This is a genomic window from Streptomyces luteireticuli (genome assembly GCF_041519305.1).
Lineage (GTDB): Bacteria > Actinomycetota > Actinomycetes > Streptomycetales > Streptomycetaceae > Streptomyces > Streptomyces luteireticuli.
In genome coordinates, this window is the sequence record NZ_CP167927.1 from 4,496,016 (window position 1) to 4,509,142 (window position 13,127).

Annotated in this window: 10 protein-coding genes, 1 tRNA gene and 1 pseudogene; 8 read left to right on the forward strand and 4 right to left on the reverse strand. The window is 73.4% G+C overall.

Annotated features, from left to right (window positions below):
- Window positions 1-567 precede the first annotated feature (567 nt).
- Both AB8735_RS19990 and AB8735_RS19995 read left to right on the forward strand, forming a co-directional pair.
- Entirely contained in the window at window positions 568-1,299 is a 732-nt protein-coding gene (locus AB8735_RS19990; protein WP_344019099.1) for a bifunctional DNA primase/polymerase, read from the forward strand.
- Between the two features lie 305 nt (window positions 1,300-1,604).
- Window positions 1,605-2,258, forward strand: a complete 654-nt coding sequence (locus tag AB8735_RS19995) for a hypothetical protein (protein WP_372408666.1) — start codon at window positions 1,605-1,607, stop codon at window positions 2,256-2,258.
- Window positions 2,259-2,656: 398 nt separating this feature from the next.
- Here the strand turns inward: AB8735_RS19995 and AB8735_RS20000 are convergent, their stop codons facing one another.
- The 3 genes and pseudogenes from AB8735_RS20000 to AB8735_RS20010 form a co-directional block, all read right to left on the reverse strand.
- Window positions 2,657-3,625 (reverse strand): DUF5926 family protein, encoded by a 969-nt coding sequence (locus tag AB8735_RS20000; protein ID WP_372408667.1) that lies wholly within the window; start codon window positions 3,623-3,625, stop codon window positions 2,657-2,659.
- Between the two features lie 242 nt (window positions 3,626-3,867).
- Window positions 3,868-4,476 (reverse strand): annotated as a pseudogene (locus tag AB8735_RS20005) (ATP-binding protein).
- Between the two features lie 150 nt (window positions 4,477-4,626).
- Window positions 4,627-5,466: a glycerophosphodiester phosphodiesterase gene (locus AB8735_RS20010; RefSeq protein ID WP_372408668.1), complete on the reverse strand. Its 840-nt coding sequence runs from the start codon at window positions 5,464-5,466 to the stop codon at window positions 4,627-4,629.
- A 227-nt stretch (window positions 5,467-5,693) separates the two neighbouring features.
- Between AB8735_RS20010 and AB8735_RS20015 the strand changes: the two genes are divergently transcribed.
- Both AB8735_RS20015 and AB8735_RS20020 read left to right on the forward strand, forming a co-directional pair.
- Window positions 5,694-7,223, forward strand: a complete 1,530-nt coding sequence (locus tag AB8735_RS20015; RefSeq protein WP_372408669.1) for a S1C family serine protease — start codon at window positions 5,694-5,696, stop codon at window positions 7,221-7,223.
- 97 nt (window positions 7,224-7,320) lie between these two features.
- Window positions 7,321-7,410, forward strand: a tRNA-Ser gene (locus tag AB8735_RS20020).
- 278 nt (window positions 7,411-7,688) lie between these two features.
- Here the strand turns inward: AB8735_RS20020 and AB8735_RS20025 are convergent.
- Window positions 7,689-8,354, reverse strand: a complete 666-nt coding sequence (locus AB8735_RS20025; RefSeq protein ID WP_372408670.1) for a GGDEF domain-containing protein — start codon at window positions 8,352-8,354, stop codon at window positions 7,689-7,691.
- A gap of 508 nt (window positions 8,355-8,862) precedes the next feature.
- On the opposite strand from AB8735_RS20025, the gene AB8735_RS20030 reads away from it, so the two are divergent.
- The 4 genes from AB8735_RS20030 (at window position 8,863) to AB8735_RS20045 (ending at window position 13,019) form a co-directional block, all read left to right on the forward strand.
- The gene (locus AB8735_RS20030; protein ID WP_344019157.1) at window positions 8,863-9,189 is read left to right on the forward strand and encodes a hypothetical protein; all 327 of its coding nucleotides are present in this window, start codon (window positions 8,863-8,865) and stop codon (window positions 9,187-9,189) included.
- 422 nt (window positions 9,190-9,611) lie between these two features.
- Complete coding sequence (locus tag AB8735_RS20035; RefSeq protein ID WP_344019159.1) at window positions 9,612-10,454, forward strand: DUF1906 domain-containing protein; 843 nt, start codon at window positions 9,612-9,614, stop codon at window positions 10,452-10,454.
- Between the two features lie 156 nt (window positions 10,455-10,610).
- Window positions 10,611-11,141 carry a SigE family RNA polymerase sigma factor gene (locus AB8735_RS20040; RefSeq protein ID WP_372408671.1) on the forward strand — a complete coding sequence of 177 codons (531 nt, stop codon included), beginning with the start codon at window positions 10,611-10,613 and terminating at the stop codon, window positions 11,139-11,141.
- Window positions 11,142-11,354: 213 nt separating this feature from the next.
- Window positions 11,355-13,019 carry a long-chain fatty acid--CoA ligase gene (locus AB8735_RS20045; protein ID WP_372408672.1) on the forward strand — a complete coding sequence of 555 codons (1,665 nt, stop codon included), beginning with the start codon at window positions 11,355-11,357 and terminating at the stop codon, window positions 13,017-13,019.
- Window positions 13,020-13,127 lie beyond the last annotated feature (108 nt).

Consider the following 13,127-nt stretch of genomic DNA (forward strand, 5'->3'; position numbering starts at 1 on the left):
GCATTGGACCAGTGGGAATGATGGTGTCTGAGGGGTTTTGAAGTTGGCCGGAAAATAGTGCCGTGCCCACCCCCTTGCGGTCGACTGGCGTTGCTCGACAGCGCGTCACCGCCACCGCGGTGGGTACGTACTCGAGGAAGGACAGGGGCAGTTGGGGGCGCCCCGGAACCCGGCAGCGGGGCCGGGCGTCTTACCCGGCAACGGCCGTGTCCGTCCCCGAGCGGCGTGGGGGAACCCATGCCGTGGGCGAGGGGCATACCGGCCCCAGCACCAAGCGCCATGCGTGCGCCACCCTCCGCCATGTTTCACGCTCGGCCCCAGGCGTGATGCGCTGCGTTGTACGCGCAGTGACCTGTGATCCATGTGGTGCGCCGACCATGAAGGCCGGCGGCGCGTTGAGTGCCGCGCCACGCGGTGCCCGTAGTGCCATGTAGTGCGACATCGCGGCGCTGTCACCCACAGCGCCGGGATCTGCAACGAAGTGATCCGCAACGAAGTGCAGTGCCATCACGGTCCCCGGCTCCGGCCGGGGCCACCCTCGGCGTTCACGGAAAGGAACGAGCGCTCATGCGCGAGATCCTCGGAAGGCGACGCAAGCTCTCGCTCCGGCGGTCCGGCCGGTCCGCGGTGGTCACCGCGGCCCTCACCTACGCGACGGAGTGGAAGTGGCCGGTGCTCCCCGGTGTGGGCCTGCGGCCCGGCATCGGCCGCGTGCGCGAGTGCGGCTGTGCCCACCCCGACTGCGCGGCCCCCGGTGCCCACCCCTTCGACCCGGGGCTGCTGGCGGCCACCACGGACGCCCGGATGGTCGGCTGGTGGTGGACCAACCGGCCCGAGGCGCCCGTCGTCCTGGCCACCGGCGGGAGCGCGGCCTGCGCCGTGAGCCTGCCCGCCGTCGCCGGGGCGCGCGCGCTGGCGGCCCTCGACCGGGCGGGTGTCCGCCTCGGTCCGGTGGTCGCCACCCCGGCGCGCTGGACCCTCCTGGTGGCGCCGTACTCGCTGGAGGTCCTCGGCGATCTGCTGCACCGCCAGGAATGGGTGCCGGGTTCGCTGCGCTTCCACGGCGACGGCGGGTACGTCGTCCTCCCGCCGTCGGCGACGGGCCCCGGCCGGGCCCGTTGGGAGCGGACGCCGCAGCCCGCGGTGCCGGCGTCGGGACGGCCGCGCGCGCCGCGCCCGTCCGCCGGGGCACAGGACGCCCGGCCCTGGCTCCCGGACGTGGCCTCGCTCGTCGACGTCCTGGTCGAGCAGAGTGCGGCCACCGGCTCGCAGGGCGGCGGGAGCAGGCTGGCGCACTGACGCCGCGCGGATCGCCGGGCGCGGCAGCCCGTGGGAGCGCGTACGGACGGGAGACGCACGCGCTCTCACTCTTACGGGTGTAAGCCGCGCCGAGAACTGCGGGAATCGGGTGTGGACGGGCCGGGAGGACGGGGTGCCGGCCGCTATGTTCGGGGGCGGACCCGCGTCGGATGCCGTGCCGGTCGAACGCCGGGTTCTCCGGCGGGTTTCGACCGGGCGCCTGTGGTCGCCGTCGGTCCGGGCGGGGTGGGCCCTCAGCCGTCCCGCGAAGTATCCAGTGTCCGCGGCGAGTCGCAGGTGGTCCCATGGAGCGTGCGTCCGGTGTGCCCGGCGTGTCCCAGCAACATGCAGCCAGTCTCCGGATGGTGGCGCTCGCCGGTGTGGTGGCGCTCGCCGTCGTGCTGCCCCTGGCGGCCGCGACGGCCGGTCCGGCGGCGGTGGCCGGACGGGCCAAGGCCTGGCCGGCCGGCAAGGAACGGAGGGCGGGCGGGGGCCGGGGCGGTGTCGTACCCGCCGCGGTGCCCTCCCTCGCCTCCTCGCCCTCGACGGACGAGCCGGCCGGTCTCCTCGGCGGCGCCCCGGCCGCGGCCTCCGCGTCCGGCGCCCCGGAGGAGCCCCGCGACACCGCCCAGTGCGGCCCCGAACTCGACTCCCCCGAGGGCCTGGAGGCCCAGACCTGCGTCCTGACGGAGGGCGGGGAGACCTGGGCCCGTACCTACTACCGCAACGGAACGGGCGGCCCGTTGACGGGTGTGCTGACGCTGATGTCCCCGGACGGCCGGTCGCTCCAGATGCAGTGCCCGATGGAGGCGTCCGACGCCCCCGACGCCTGTGAGACGCCCCGTCGGCGGACGCTGCGCGGACATGGCGCGTATACGGCGGTCGCGGAGATCGCCTCGACCGAAGGGAAGCTGCTCCTCCGCTCCGGGAGCAACTCGCCGGACTCCACCGAGGATTAGCGCCGGCCCCCGGAACGGTTCCGTCCGCCGGGTCCGGCCGTAGCCCGTCGGCGGTACCGGGTGCGGGGTGGAGAAACGTCGTGGCCTCGGCCTGTGAAGGCGGGGGGACGGCGGGCGGGGCGGCCGTCGGATGCCGGGCGCGGCGGGCCGGGCAGGGCCCGCGGGCGTCTTCCGGCGTCCGGGCATGGAAAGGCCCGATCGCTGGCGACGGGGGATGCACCAGCGACCGGGCTCCTAGAACCGTAACAAGAGATCGGCGGTTCGCAAATTCGATCGTGGATTTCCGGACGCCGATTTCCGGGCTGACAGCGGGAGTTGTGACAGGAGTCACGCGAGGGACTCGCTCCGGGCCCCCGGAGCGAGAGCTTCCGGTGTGGCCCGGAGGAGCGCTCCGCCGATCAGTTCAGCGTCACCTGACGGCTGGTGAGACCGTTGCGCGCCCGTCGTTCGTCGGCCGTCAGGGGCGTCCGCGAGGCGAGCGCACCGGCCAGCCGCTCCGCGAAGGCCGCGGCCGGCTTCTCGACGTCCGCCGCGCGCACGGAACTCGGCAGGTCCCACACCGGGACGGTCAGACCGTGGGCCCGGAACGACCCGACGAGGCGGGTGCCCTCGCCGAGCGAGGACTCGCCGGCCGCGTGCAGCCGGGCGAGCGCGTCGAGCAGTTCCTCCTCGGGGTGGGTCATCACCCAGCGCAGGTGGTTCTTCTCGGGCACCTCGCACCAGTACGCGCCCCCGACGGAGTCCAGGCGGACGGTCGGGATCGCGGCGGCGTTGGCGCGCTCCAGGGAGGCGGCGACCTCGCCGGTGGCGTTCTCCGCGTTCTCGATCCAGAACTCGAAACCCGTGTGCACGGCCGGCTCGAACGGAGCGGCCGGGTCCAGCAGGTCCTGGAGCCGGGGGCCGTCGGCCGCGGTGCGCCCGGCGGCGACGGGGGTGCCGGGCTCGGCGACCAGGGCCCGCTGCAGGGTGTCGGCCAGGTCGCGGCTGATGTCACCGGTCGCCGTGTCGTTCTGCAGGCCGAGCAGGACCGCGCCGTTGTCGCGGCGCAGGGCGGGCCAGGCCATGGGCAGCACGGTGGCCAGGGTCACCGAGGGAACGCCCTCGGGGAGCCCGTCCTTGAGGTGGAGTTCCACGGTCGCGGCCGGGACCAGCTCGCGCAGCGCGACCCAGTCGGCCTCGCCCGGCAGCCCCTCGAACGGGCGCTGCACCAGCTCGGTCACGGCGTGCGTCGCCGCGGCGCCGTGACAGGCCTTGTAGCGCCGGCCGGAGCCGCAGGGGCAGGGCTCGCGGGCGCCGACGACAGGGACCGTGCCGTCGCCGGGCCGCGGTGCGGCGGCCTTGGTCTGGGGGCGGCGCTTCTTGGCCATGGCGTGAATGTCTCCCGTGTCGGTGCGTCCGGCTGGTACGGGCGCGAGCCTAGCGCCCGGCCGGGCGCCGTCCGCGGCAGCACGGGCGGGTTGTGCGGAGGGCCGAGTCCGGTGCGCCCGGGCGCGGGGTGCGGACGCCCGGCCGGGGTGCGCGGGCCGTCGTCGTACGGCTCGGCGGGCGAGGGGGGAGTGCTTGCCCTACGGGCTCGGGCGGACGTCCCGCGGGGGCGTGCCCGGCGGTGTCACACCAGCCCGTCCAGGTCGGAGAAGTCGAGCTGGGGGGTGAGGTCGACGCGCGTAGCGAAACCGGCGCGCGCGGAGAGCGCGGCCCATACGGTCACCTCTCCCGAGGCGTCCCGGACACCCCACTCCTGGGACAGCGCGCTGATGATGTTGAGGCCGCGGCCGCCGCGGGCCGTGACCGAAGGAGTGGCCGGAAATGGTCGGGTGGGCCCGCCGCCGTCGGTGACCTCCACGGTGAGCCGGCCGCGCTCGTCGACGCGCCAGGCGGCCCGGATCCCGCCGTTGCCCTCGCCCTCGCCCTCGCCCGCACCGCCGTCCCGGCCCAGCGGACGCCCGTGCCGGTAGGCATTGCTGAGCAGTTCGGAAAGGATCAGTACGGCGTCGTCGATGACCGAATCCGGTACCCCGCTGGCGCGCAGATCCTTGCGCATCCGGTGTCTCGCTTCGCCCACACCGGCTGGACCATGGGGTACGGCCATGACCGACGATGTGGGCACCTCCTGCGCCACCACCAACGCCACCCCCGAGACCTCCTTTGCCCCACGTCAGGGGATGAATGCCCCAATGGACTGGACCGGAAACCGGCCACTCCGTGCCCGGTGGGGCACTCGGCCCGGCCGGACACGTACCGAACGCGCCGGTGCACTCCCGGTGACGGGCGCGGGGGCGTACGGACTCACCCGACGGCGCACGGGCGCCCCGGGAGGGCGCGGAGAAGCCCGTCGGCCCGGCCGGGGCCGCGGAATCGGCCCCCGTTCTCAGCGCCGTCCGAGCTGGGTGAGCACCGCCTTGGGGCGGTTGGTGATGACCGCGTCCACGCCGAGCCGCAGGCACAGCTCCACGTCTTCCGGCTCGTTGACGGTCCACACGTGCACCCGGTGTCCCGCGCGGTGCAGCCGGGCCACGTAGCCGGGGTGGTTCCTGACGATCCGGATGCTCGGGCCGGCGATGTGCACCCCCGGCGGCAGCCGTCCGTCGCGCAGCCGCGGCGAGACGAACTGCATCAGGTAGACCACCGGGATCGCCGGGGCAGCGGCCCGGATCCGGTGCAGGGAGCGGGCGGAGAAGCTCATCACGCGGACGGGCGAGGGCTCGCCGGGCGGCGGGGCGGCCAGGCCGAAGCGGCCGAGCAGGTCGAGGAGCCGGGCCTCGACCTGGCCGGCCCAGCGGGTGGGGTGCTTGGTCTCGATGGCGAGCTCGACGCGGCGGTCCGCGTCGGCGACCAGTTCGAGCAGCCGCTCCAGGGTGAGGACGGCGGTGCGGTCGGGGCCGGACGTCTCGGTGTCGGGCTCCTCGGTATCGGCCGCCCCGCCCTTCCACGAGCCGAAGTCGAGCGCCGCGAGGTCGGCCAGTTCCAGGGTGGAGACTGCGCCGCGGCCGTTGGACGTGCGGTTGACGCGGCGGTCGTGGACGCAGACCAGGTGCCCGTCGGCGGTCAGCCTGACGTCGCACTCCAGCGCGTCCGCGCCGTCCTCGATCGCCTTGCGGTAGGCGGCGAGGGTGTGTTCCGGGGCGTCGTCGGAGGCTCCGCGGTGGGCGACGACGGCCGGGGCGGGGCGTCCCGGCCGGGGGGCCGGGGCCGGTTGGGCGAAGGTCACCGCGTTATCGTGCCACCGCCTGGCACAATCGCGCATGGGGTGTTTGTCCGGTTGTTCGCTCGACACCCCGCCGGCCCGTTCGGGCACCGCCGCACACAGCCTCCGCTTACGGCGCCCTGACGGGCGATGGTGAAGGCTGGTCAGGGTAGGTGTTCCGGTGTGGCCCCGGCCCGCCCGCACGGCCACGGCCGCGTACGACCCGATGTGCACCTGATGAGGAGACCACCGTGAGCACCGAGAACGAGGGCGCCGCAGTTCCGTCCGCGGCCGGGCCGCAGGGGTCTCCGGCGCCGCAGGACGCGGAGCGCCCCGCTCGGGCGAACCCTCCCGCGGAGCCCGCCGAGTCTCCCGCCGCGCCCGCCGCGCCCGCCGTCCCGGCGCCCCCGGCCGCCGCGCCCGCGTCGGCTCCGGACGGGGGGACGGCGCAGATGCCCGCCGTCCCGCCGGCGCCGCCCGCCGGAGCCGGTGCTCAGCAGCAGGGCGCCCCGGCCGCGCCGCAGGCCCCCGCCGGCGGCCCTTGGTACAACGCCGCCGGTGCCCCGCAACAGCCATACGGCGCCCCGGCCTACGGGGACGCCTCCGGCAACGGGCCTCTGGTCCCGCTCGCCTCCTGGGGCGCCCCCGAGCCGCCGCGGCGCCGGCGCGGCGGGCTCGTGGCCGCGGTGCTGGCGGCGGCCCTGGTCGCGGGAGCGGCCGGCGGCGGCATCGGCTACTGGGCGGCGGACCGGAGCGACACGAGCTCCACCACCGTCTCCGCCTCCGGCGACCCGAAGCTCGCCAGCCGGACCCCGGGCTCCGTCGCGGACATCGCGGGCAAGGCCCTGCCCAGCGTCGTCACCATCGAGGCGCAGAGCAGCGGGGGTGAGGGCGGCACGGGCACCGGCTTCGTCTACGACACCCAGGGCCACATCCTCACCAACAACCACGTGGTCGCCTCGGCCGCCGACGGCGGCAAGCTCTCGGTGACCTTCTCCGACGGCAAGCAGTACGACGCCGAGGTCATCGGCCGGGCCCAGGGCTACGACGTCGCGGTCATCAAGCTGAAGAACCCTTCCGGAGCCAAGCTCAACCCGCTCCCGCTGGGCGACTCGGACAAGGCCGCGGTGGGCGACGCGACGGTCGCGATCGGTGCGCCCTTCGGCCTGTCCGGCACCGTCACGACGGGCATCGTGAGCGCCAAGAAGCGCCCGGTCGCCTCCAGCGACGGCGGCGGCAGCAACGCGTCGTACATGAGCGCGCTCCAGACCGACGCCTCGATCAACCCGGGCAACTCCGGCGGCCCGCTGCTCAACGCGCAGGGCGCGGTCATCGGCATCAACTCGGCCATCCAGTCCGCCAACAACGGCGGCGGCCTGCCCGGTGCGCAGGGCCAGTCCGGCAGCATCGGCCTCGGCTTCGCCATCCCGATCAACCAGGCGAAGAACGTTGCCGAGCAGCTGATCAGGACCGGCAAGCCGGTCTACCCGGTCATCGAGGCCACGGTGAACATGAGGGACGCCGGCGGCGGTGCCCGCATCGTCTCCAACGGTTCGGGCGGCTCCCCGGCCGTGACCCCCGGCGGTCCGGCCGACAAGGCGGGCCTCAAGCCCGGCGATGTGATCGTCAAGCTCGGCGACACCAAGGTCGACAGCGGCCCGACCCTGATCAGCGAAATCTGGACGCACAAGCCCGGCACCAAGGTCTCCGTCACCTATATCCGTGACGGCAAGCAGAAGACCACGGAGATCACCCTCGGGGAGCGCACGGGCGACAAGTGACGCCCGCCCACGGCCCCGTCCACCCTCCGGGCGGGGCTGCACGTCCTCGATCGGCACCCGGTAGGCTGTCCCCGCGTCGCGGCAGGTCGTGACGTGGGGAGGCTTGCCCGAGCGGCCTAAGGGAACGGTCTTGAAAACCGTCGTGGCAGCGATGTCACCGAGGGTTCAAATCCCTCAGCCTCCGCCATGTGGCCATCCGGCCGGGTGGAGAGGGGTGCTCCGGTAACCGGGGCACCCCTTCTCTCTTCGGGGGGCGCGAAGGCCGGTCCTCGGGACCGGTCTCCGGCGAACGCACAGTCGGTGAACTCGGTGTCGAAGACGGTGTGGTTGACGACGGCAGCGCTGGTGGGGATGCGGGCGTAAGGCGAAGGTCCATGTCTTGATTGAACAGGACCCCACTGACAACTGCCGTGACCTGCACAGATGTTGTCCGGCGCCTGCCGGGCGGAGGTGTCCGGCCGCGTCCTACGACGCCGCCCGGCGCCGGGCCGGCGCCAGCAGGGTCAGGTGTGCGCCGGGCCGGCCGGCGCGGCGGCCGGTCACGGTGGGGTACGCGCCGGCCGGTCCCGCCGTGCGCCAGTGGTCGCCGAGGCGCTTGGCGGTGTACATGGCCTCGTCGGCGCCGCGCAGGAGTTCGGAGAGCTCGGCGCCGGGCCGGTGCGCGGTGTGGCAGAGGCCGATGGAGGCGCGGGGGGCCAGGGTGACGCCGCCGGTGTCGAGGGGCGCGGAGATGAGGGCCGAGAGTCCGTAGGTCAGTTCGGCGTCGAGGTCCGCGTCCGGGGCGAGCCGGACCAGTGCGGTGAACTCGTCGCCGCCGAGCCGCGCGGCGAAGCCCCCGCGGGAGGCGCACCAGGCCGCGAGCCGGTGGCCCACCGCGGCGATGACCTGGTCGCCCACCGCGTGTCCGTGCGTGTCGTTGATCTGCTTGAAGCCGTTGAGGTCGAGGAGGAGGACGGCGGTGTGCGGGCGGCGGATCGCGCGCAGGGCGCGGGAGGTGAACTCGTCTCGGCACATCAGGCCGGTGAGCGGGTCCGTGCGGGCGGTGCGGAGACGGCGGACGAGGAAGAGGGCGTGGACCGCCCACCCGACGGTCGGGGCGGCGACGGGCAGGGCCTGGAGTATGAGGTTCATCGGGCACCTTCCTGTGCGGACGCTGGTGTTCGCGGACTGTTCCGGGGGATCGGCGCGGCCCGGAATCCCGGGGGCCGCACGGCCGGTGCGGACGCGCTGTCGCGGGCCGCGGAATCGTTCCGGCCGGGTCCGGTCCGGGAAGGGCCGGTCATGCTGGACGTCCCCGTTTCGGGCCGGGCGGGAGCCGGGCCGGTGCTCAAATCCCTTGTCCACCAGGGGGGATGGGAGGTGGCCGAAATCAACTTGGCCGAATTTGTGCCGAAACGATTCGGTGCTTGGGGCTTTTGGGGGGTGAGGGCGTTGAGGGAGGGGTGTGGGCGGCGATGTGGGGACTTGGGGATGTGGTGAAGGTTTATTCCTGGACGGTCATGCTTGCGAGGGAATGGGGAGCGGCGGGGGGTTCGGTGGAGATTCGGTGGGCAAACCTGGTGTCGCGACGTCGATCCACCGCTGGGGCGGCCGGCCAACCACCCCGCAAGAAACAGCAGTTCCGTTCTGGAGGCATGACATGGCAAGCACCCGCACTGCAGCCCGTATCCTCGCCGCCGTAGCCGCTCTCCCGATGGCCGCGTTCCTCTTCGCAGGGGTCGCCCAGGCCTCGGACGACGGTCACCACGGCCAGCTCGCCAACAGGGGTTCCAACGCGGCGATCGCCGGCGTCGTGGGCAGCGGAGTCGGGGGGAGCAACCACGGCAACTCCACGACGACCCAGCAGGTGGCAACCGGCACAGGAGCAACGAATCAGGACAATACGGCCAGTGTGACGGGCTCCGGTCACACGCACATCCAGCAGGAGAACGTACGGATCGTCTTCACCAGCATCCACGGCCACTGAGGTGGCGGTCACCCCGACCCGGTCGGGGTGACCATGGGTGTGGTGATCGTGGACAGGGTCTGAACGACCGCGCGACGGGACCTCGGTGCCCGTCGCGCGGTCGTTTCCTTGTGTGCGCGGTTCCTTCGCGGGCGCGGCTTCTTCGGGGGGTGTTCGGTCTGTGCCCTTGTGATCCGACGAAGTTGATGGTCCGTCTGCTGCATCGGCCGGGCCCGGCAGTGGAGTTCGGCCGCGGTGGAGCGGCGCGTTCCTCTCCGTCGGGCGCTCCGTCCCCCTGACGGGGCATCACCCGAACCGGGATTCAAAGGATGTGTCATCACAGAAGGGACAGTTCCCACGTCCGGGCTGCTTCTCGGCGCAGACGGATGAATCGAGGGCGTGTCACCGAAGGTGCGTGGGATCGTGGACCTTGACTTCGCCGTATGCACCCACGAAGGAAGATCATCGGATATCTTGTCGCCCTGATGGCGGGCGTGGCCCAGCTTCCGGCCGTTGATGTCCCCGCCACTGCGGCCGACGCGCTGAAGCCGCCGATGGTCCAGGCCCGCGCCGTGTTCCGGGGGCGGGCGTTCGACACCTGTGAGGCCCCGTCGCTCGTCACCCTCAGGGCGTGGAAGACCTCCCAGTACCGCGCCGTCGGCATCTATTTCGCCGGGTCCGGGCGGGCCTGCCCCCGGCAGCGCTGGCTCAGCGCCGCCTGGCTCACCGGGGCCCGCGACATGGGCTGGCGCGTGCTCCCCCTCTACGTCGGCTCGCAGTCGCCCTGCGTCCGCTCCGAGACCAAGCGGTCCGTCCCCATCCCGGCCGACGCGCCCGAGGACCAGGGTGCCGACGAGGCCGTCGAGGCGGTGAACAGGGCCGCGCAGCTGGGCATCCTGCCCGGCAGTCCGGTCTACCTCGACATGGAGGCGTACGACGACAAGGACGAGGACTGCGCGTCCACCACGCTCGCCTTCATCCGCTCCTGGAGCGCCACCGTCAACCGCCACGGCTATGTGCCGGGCTTCTACAGCAGCGCCGAGTCCGGCGTCCGTCACATGGAGCGCGCCCGCCGGTCCGGGACGGACTCGCTGCCCTCGGTGATGTGGTTCGCCCGCTGGCGCGTGACCGCCTCCACGGACAAGGAACGCATCCTGGCGAAGTCCGCCTGGCAGCCGCACCGCCGCATCCACCAGTACGCGGGGGAGGTGTCGGAGACCCACGGCGGCCGGAAGCTGACCATCGACCGGGACCTGGTCGACGCGCCGGTGGCCGTCATCGGGTGACCGTGCGCCGGCGGCGCCGGGCCGGGCCGATACGGACGTCGCTCCGTCTACCCCTCCAGGAGGTGGGGGCAGCCCGACCCGTACGACTTGAGGCGGATCGTCCTTCGGCACCTGCGGGCGATCCGCCGGGTACCGGCGCGCTCCTAGCGTTGAGGCATGACCACGACCGTGTGCCCCCGTGCATCCACTGCCGTGTACCCGTCCTTCTCCTCGTACGTGCGGGCACGCGGTCCGGTGCTGCAGCGCACCGCCCGCTCGCTGACCTCGAACCCGAGCGATGCCGAGGACCTGCTGCAGACGGCGCTCACCAAGACGTACCTGGCCTGGGAGCGGATAGAGGACCACCGGGCGCTCGACGGCTACGTCCGGCGTGCGCTGGTCAACACGCGCACCTCGCAGTGGCGCAAGCGCAGGGTGGAGGAGTACCCCTGCGACGAGCTCCCGGAGCGCGAGGCGCTTCCCGCCCCCGACCCGGCCGAGGCGCAGGCGCTGCGCGACGCGATGTGGCGCGCGGTGCACCGGCTGCCGGACCGGCAGCGGGCGATGGTCGTCCTCAGGTATTACGAGGACCTGACCGAGGTGCAGACCGCCGAGCTGCTCGGAGTGTCGGTCGGCACGGTCAAGAGCGCGGTCTCGCGGGCCCTCGGCAAGCTGCGCGAGGACCCGGACCTGATGCGGGCGGCCTGACCGGAGGAGGGCGGACGGGGTACCTGCGCTGCCGGGCGGGTGCCGCCGCCGGGGCCGAGGACGGCGAGGGCGGCGGTGAGGGCCGGGGGGCCGGAGGCGGCGGCCGCACACCGTCGGTTCACCGCTGCAGGGGTAGTGACGTACCACCGGAAACGCCACCAGAATCACCGGGAACGACCCTCGCGTAACGAGTGCCCAATGGGGAGGCCCCTGGTGCAGAGCACGATGCAGGACGTACCGCTGACCGTGACCCGGATCCTGGAGCACGGTTCGATGGTCCACGCACAGTCGCGGATCACGACCTGGACCGGGGACGGCGCGCCGCTGCGCCGCAGCTTCGCCGAGACCGGGGCACGGGCGGCGCGCCTCGCCCACGGGCTGCGGGGCCTCGGCGTCGGCACGGGGGACGCCGTGGGCACCCTGATGTGGAACAACTCCGCCCACGTCGAGGCGTACTTCGCGATCCCGTCCATGGGCGCCGTCCTGCACACGCTCAACCTCCGGCTGGCCCCCGAGCAGCTCGCCTGGATCGTCCGGCACGCGGCGGACCGGGTGGTCGTCGTCGACGCCTCGCTGCTGCCGCTGCTCGCCCCGCTGCTGCCGCACCTCGACTCCGTCGAGCATGTGATCGTCTCCGGGGCCGGGGACCGGTCCGTGCTCGACGGCTGCCGTGCCCGGGTGCACGACTACGAGGAGCTGCTCGCGGCCCAGACGGACGCCGGTTACCCCTGGCCCGAGCTGGACGAGCGGCAGGCGGCCGCCCTCTGCTACACCTCGGGGACGACCGGCGACCCCAAGGGCGTGGTCTACAGCCACCGTTCGGTCTATCTGCACTCGATGGAGGTCAACTCCGCGAGCTCCTTCGGGCTCAAGGCGGGCGAGACCTGTCTGCCCGTCGTGCCGATGTTCCACGTCAACGCGTGGGGCCTGCCGCACGCGGCGTTCATGTCGGGTGCCTCGCTGCTGCTCCCCGACCGCTTCCTCCAGCCCGTGCCGCTGGCCGAGATGATCGAGTCGGAGCGCCCGTCGATGGCCGCCGGTGTGCCGACGATCTGGCAGGGGCTGCTGGCCGAACTCGGCGCCAAGCCGCGGGACATGTCGTCGCTGAAGGTCGTGATCAGCGGTGGCGCGCCCTGTCCGCCGTCCCTCATGAAGGCGTTCGAGGAGCGGCACGGGCTGCGGATCGTGCAGGCCTGGGGGATGACGGAGACGTCCCCGCTGGGCTCCATGGCCTACCCGCCGCCCGGGCTGACGGCGGAGGAAGAGTGGCCCTACCGGGTCACCCAGGGCCGGATCCCCGCCTCGGTCGAGGCCCGGCTGGCCGGGCCGGACGGCTCGTTCCTGCCGTGGGACGGGCGGTCCGCCGGCGAGCTGGAGGTCCGCGGTCCGTGGATCGCGGGCGCGTACCACGGGGGCGCGGACGGTGAACCGTTCCGTCCCGAGGACAAGTTCAGCCCCGACGGCTGGCTGCGCACGGGGGACGTCGGGACGATCACCCCCGACGGCTATCTGACGCTCACCGACCGGGCCAAGGACGTCATCAAGTCCGGCGGCGAGTGGATCTCCTCGGTCGAGCTGGAGAACCACCTCATGGCCCACCCCGAGGTCGCGGAGGCGGCGGTGGTGGCCGTCCCCGACGAGAAGTGGGGCGAACGGCCGCTGGCGGCGGTGGTCCTGCGGAACGGCTCGGCGGTGGAGCACGAGGCGCTGCGGGCGTTCCTGGGGGACCGGGTCGCGCGCTGGCAGCTCCCGGAGCGGTGGGTGCGCGTGGCGGCGGTGCCGAAGACGTCGGTGGGGAAGTTCGACAAGAAGGCGCTGCGGCGGCAGTACGCGGACGGGGAGCTGGACGTGGTCGTGCTGCCGCGGGTGAGCGGCTGAAGGGGCCTTCGAGGGCGGGGCGTTCGGTCCGGGGCGCCCGCCCGTGGGCCCCTGCGGGGAGAGGGAACGCCTCTGCCCCGCCCTTCACCGTTTCTCCGGGACGGAGCC

Coding starts and splice junctions, on each gene's coding strand:
- AB8735_RS19990 (WP_344019099.1), top strand. CDS start 568: ATGCGCGAGATCCTCGGAAGGCGACGCAAGCTCTCGCTCCGGCGGTCC.
- AB8735_RS19995 (WP_372408666.1), top strand. CDS start 1,605: ATGGAGCGTGCGTCCGGTGTGCCCGGCGTGTCCCAGCAACATGCAGCC.
- AB8735_RS20000 (WP_372408667.1), bottom strand. CDS start 3,625: ATGGCCAAGAAGCGCCGCCCCCAGACCAAGGCCGCCGCACCGCGGCCC.
- AB8735_RS20025 (WP_372408670.1), bottom strand. CDS start 8,354: ATGAACCTCATACTCCAGGCCCTGCCCGTCGCCGCCCCGACCGTCGGG.
- AB8735_RS20030 (WP_344019157.1), top strand. CDS start 8,863: ATGGCAAGCACCCGCACTGCAGCCCGTATCCTCGCCGCCGTAGCCGCT.
- AB8735_RS20035 (WP_344019159.1), top strand. CDS start 9,612: ATGCACCCACGAAGGAAGATCATCGGATATCTTGTCGCCCTGATGGCG.
- AB8735_RS20040 (WP_372408671.1), top strand. CDS start 10,611: ATGACCACGACCGTGTGCCCCCGTGCATCCACTGCCGTGTACCCGTCC.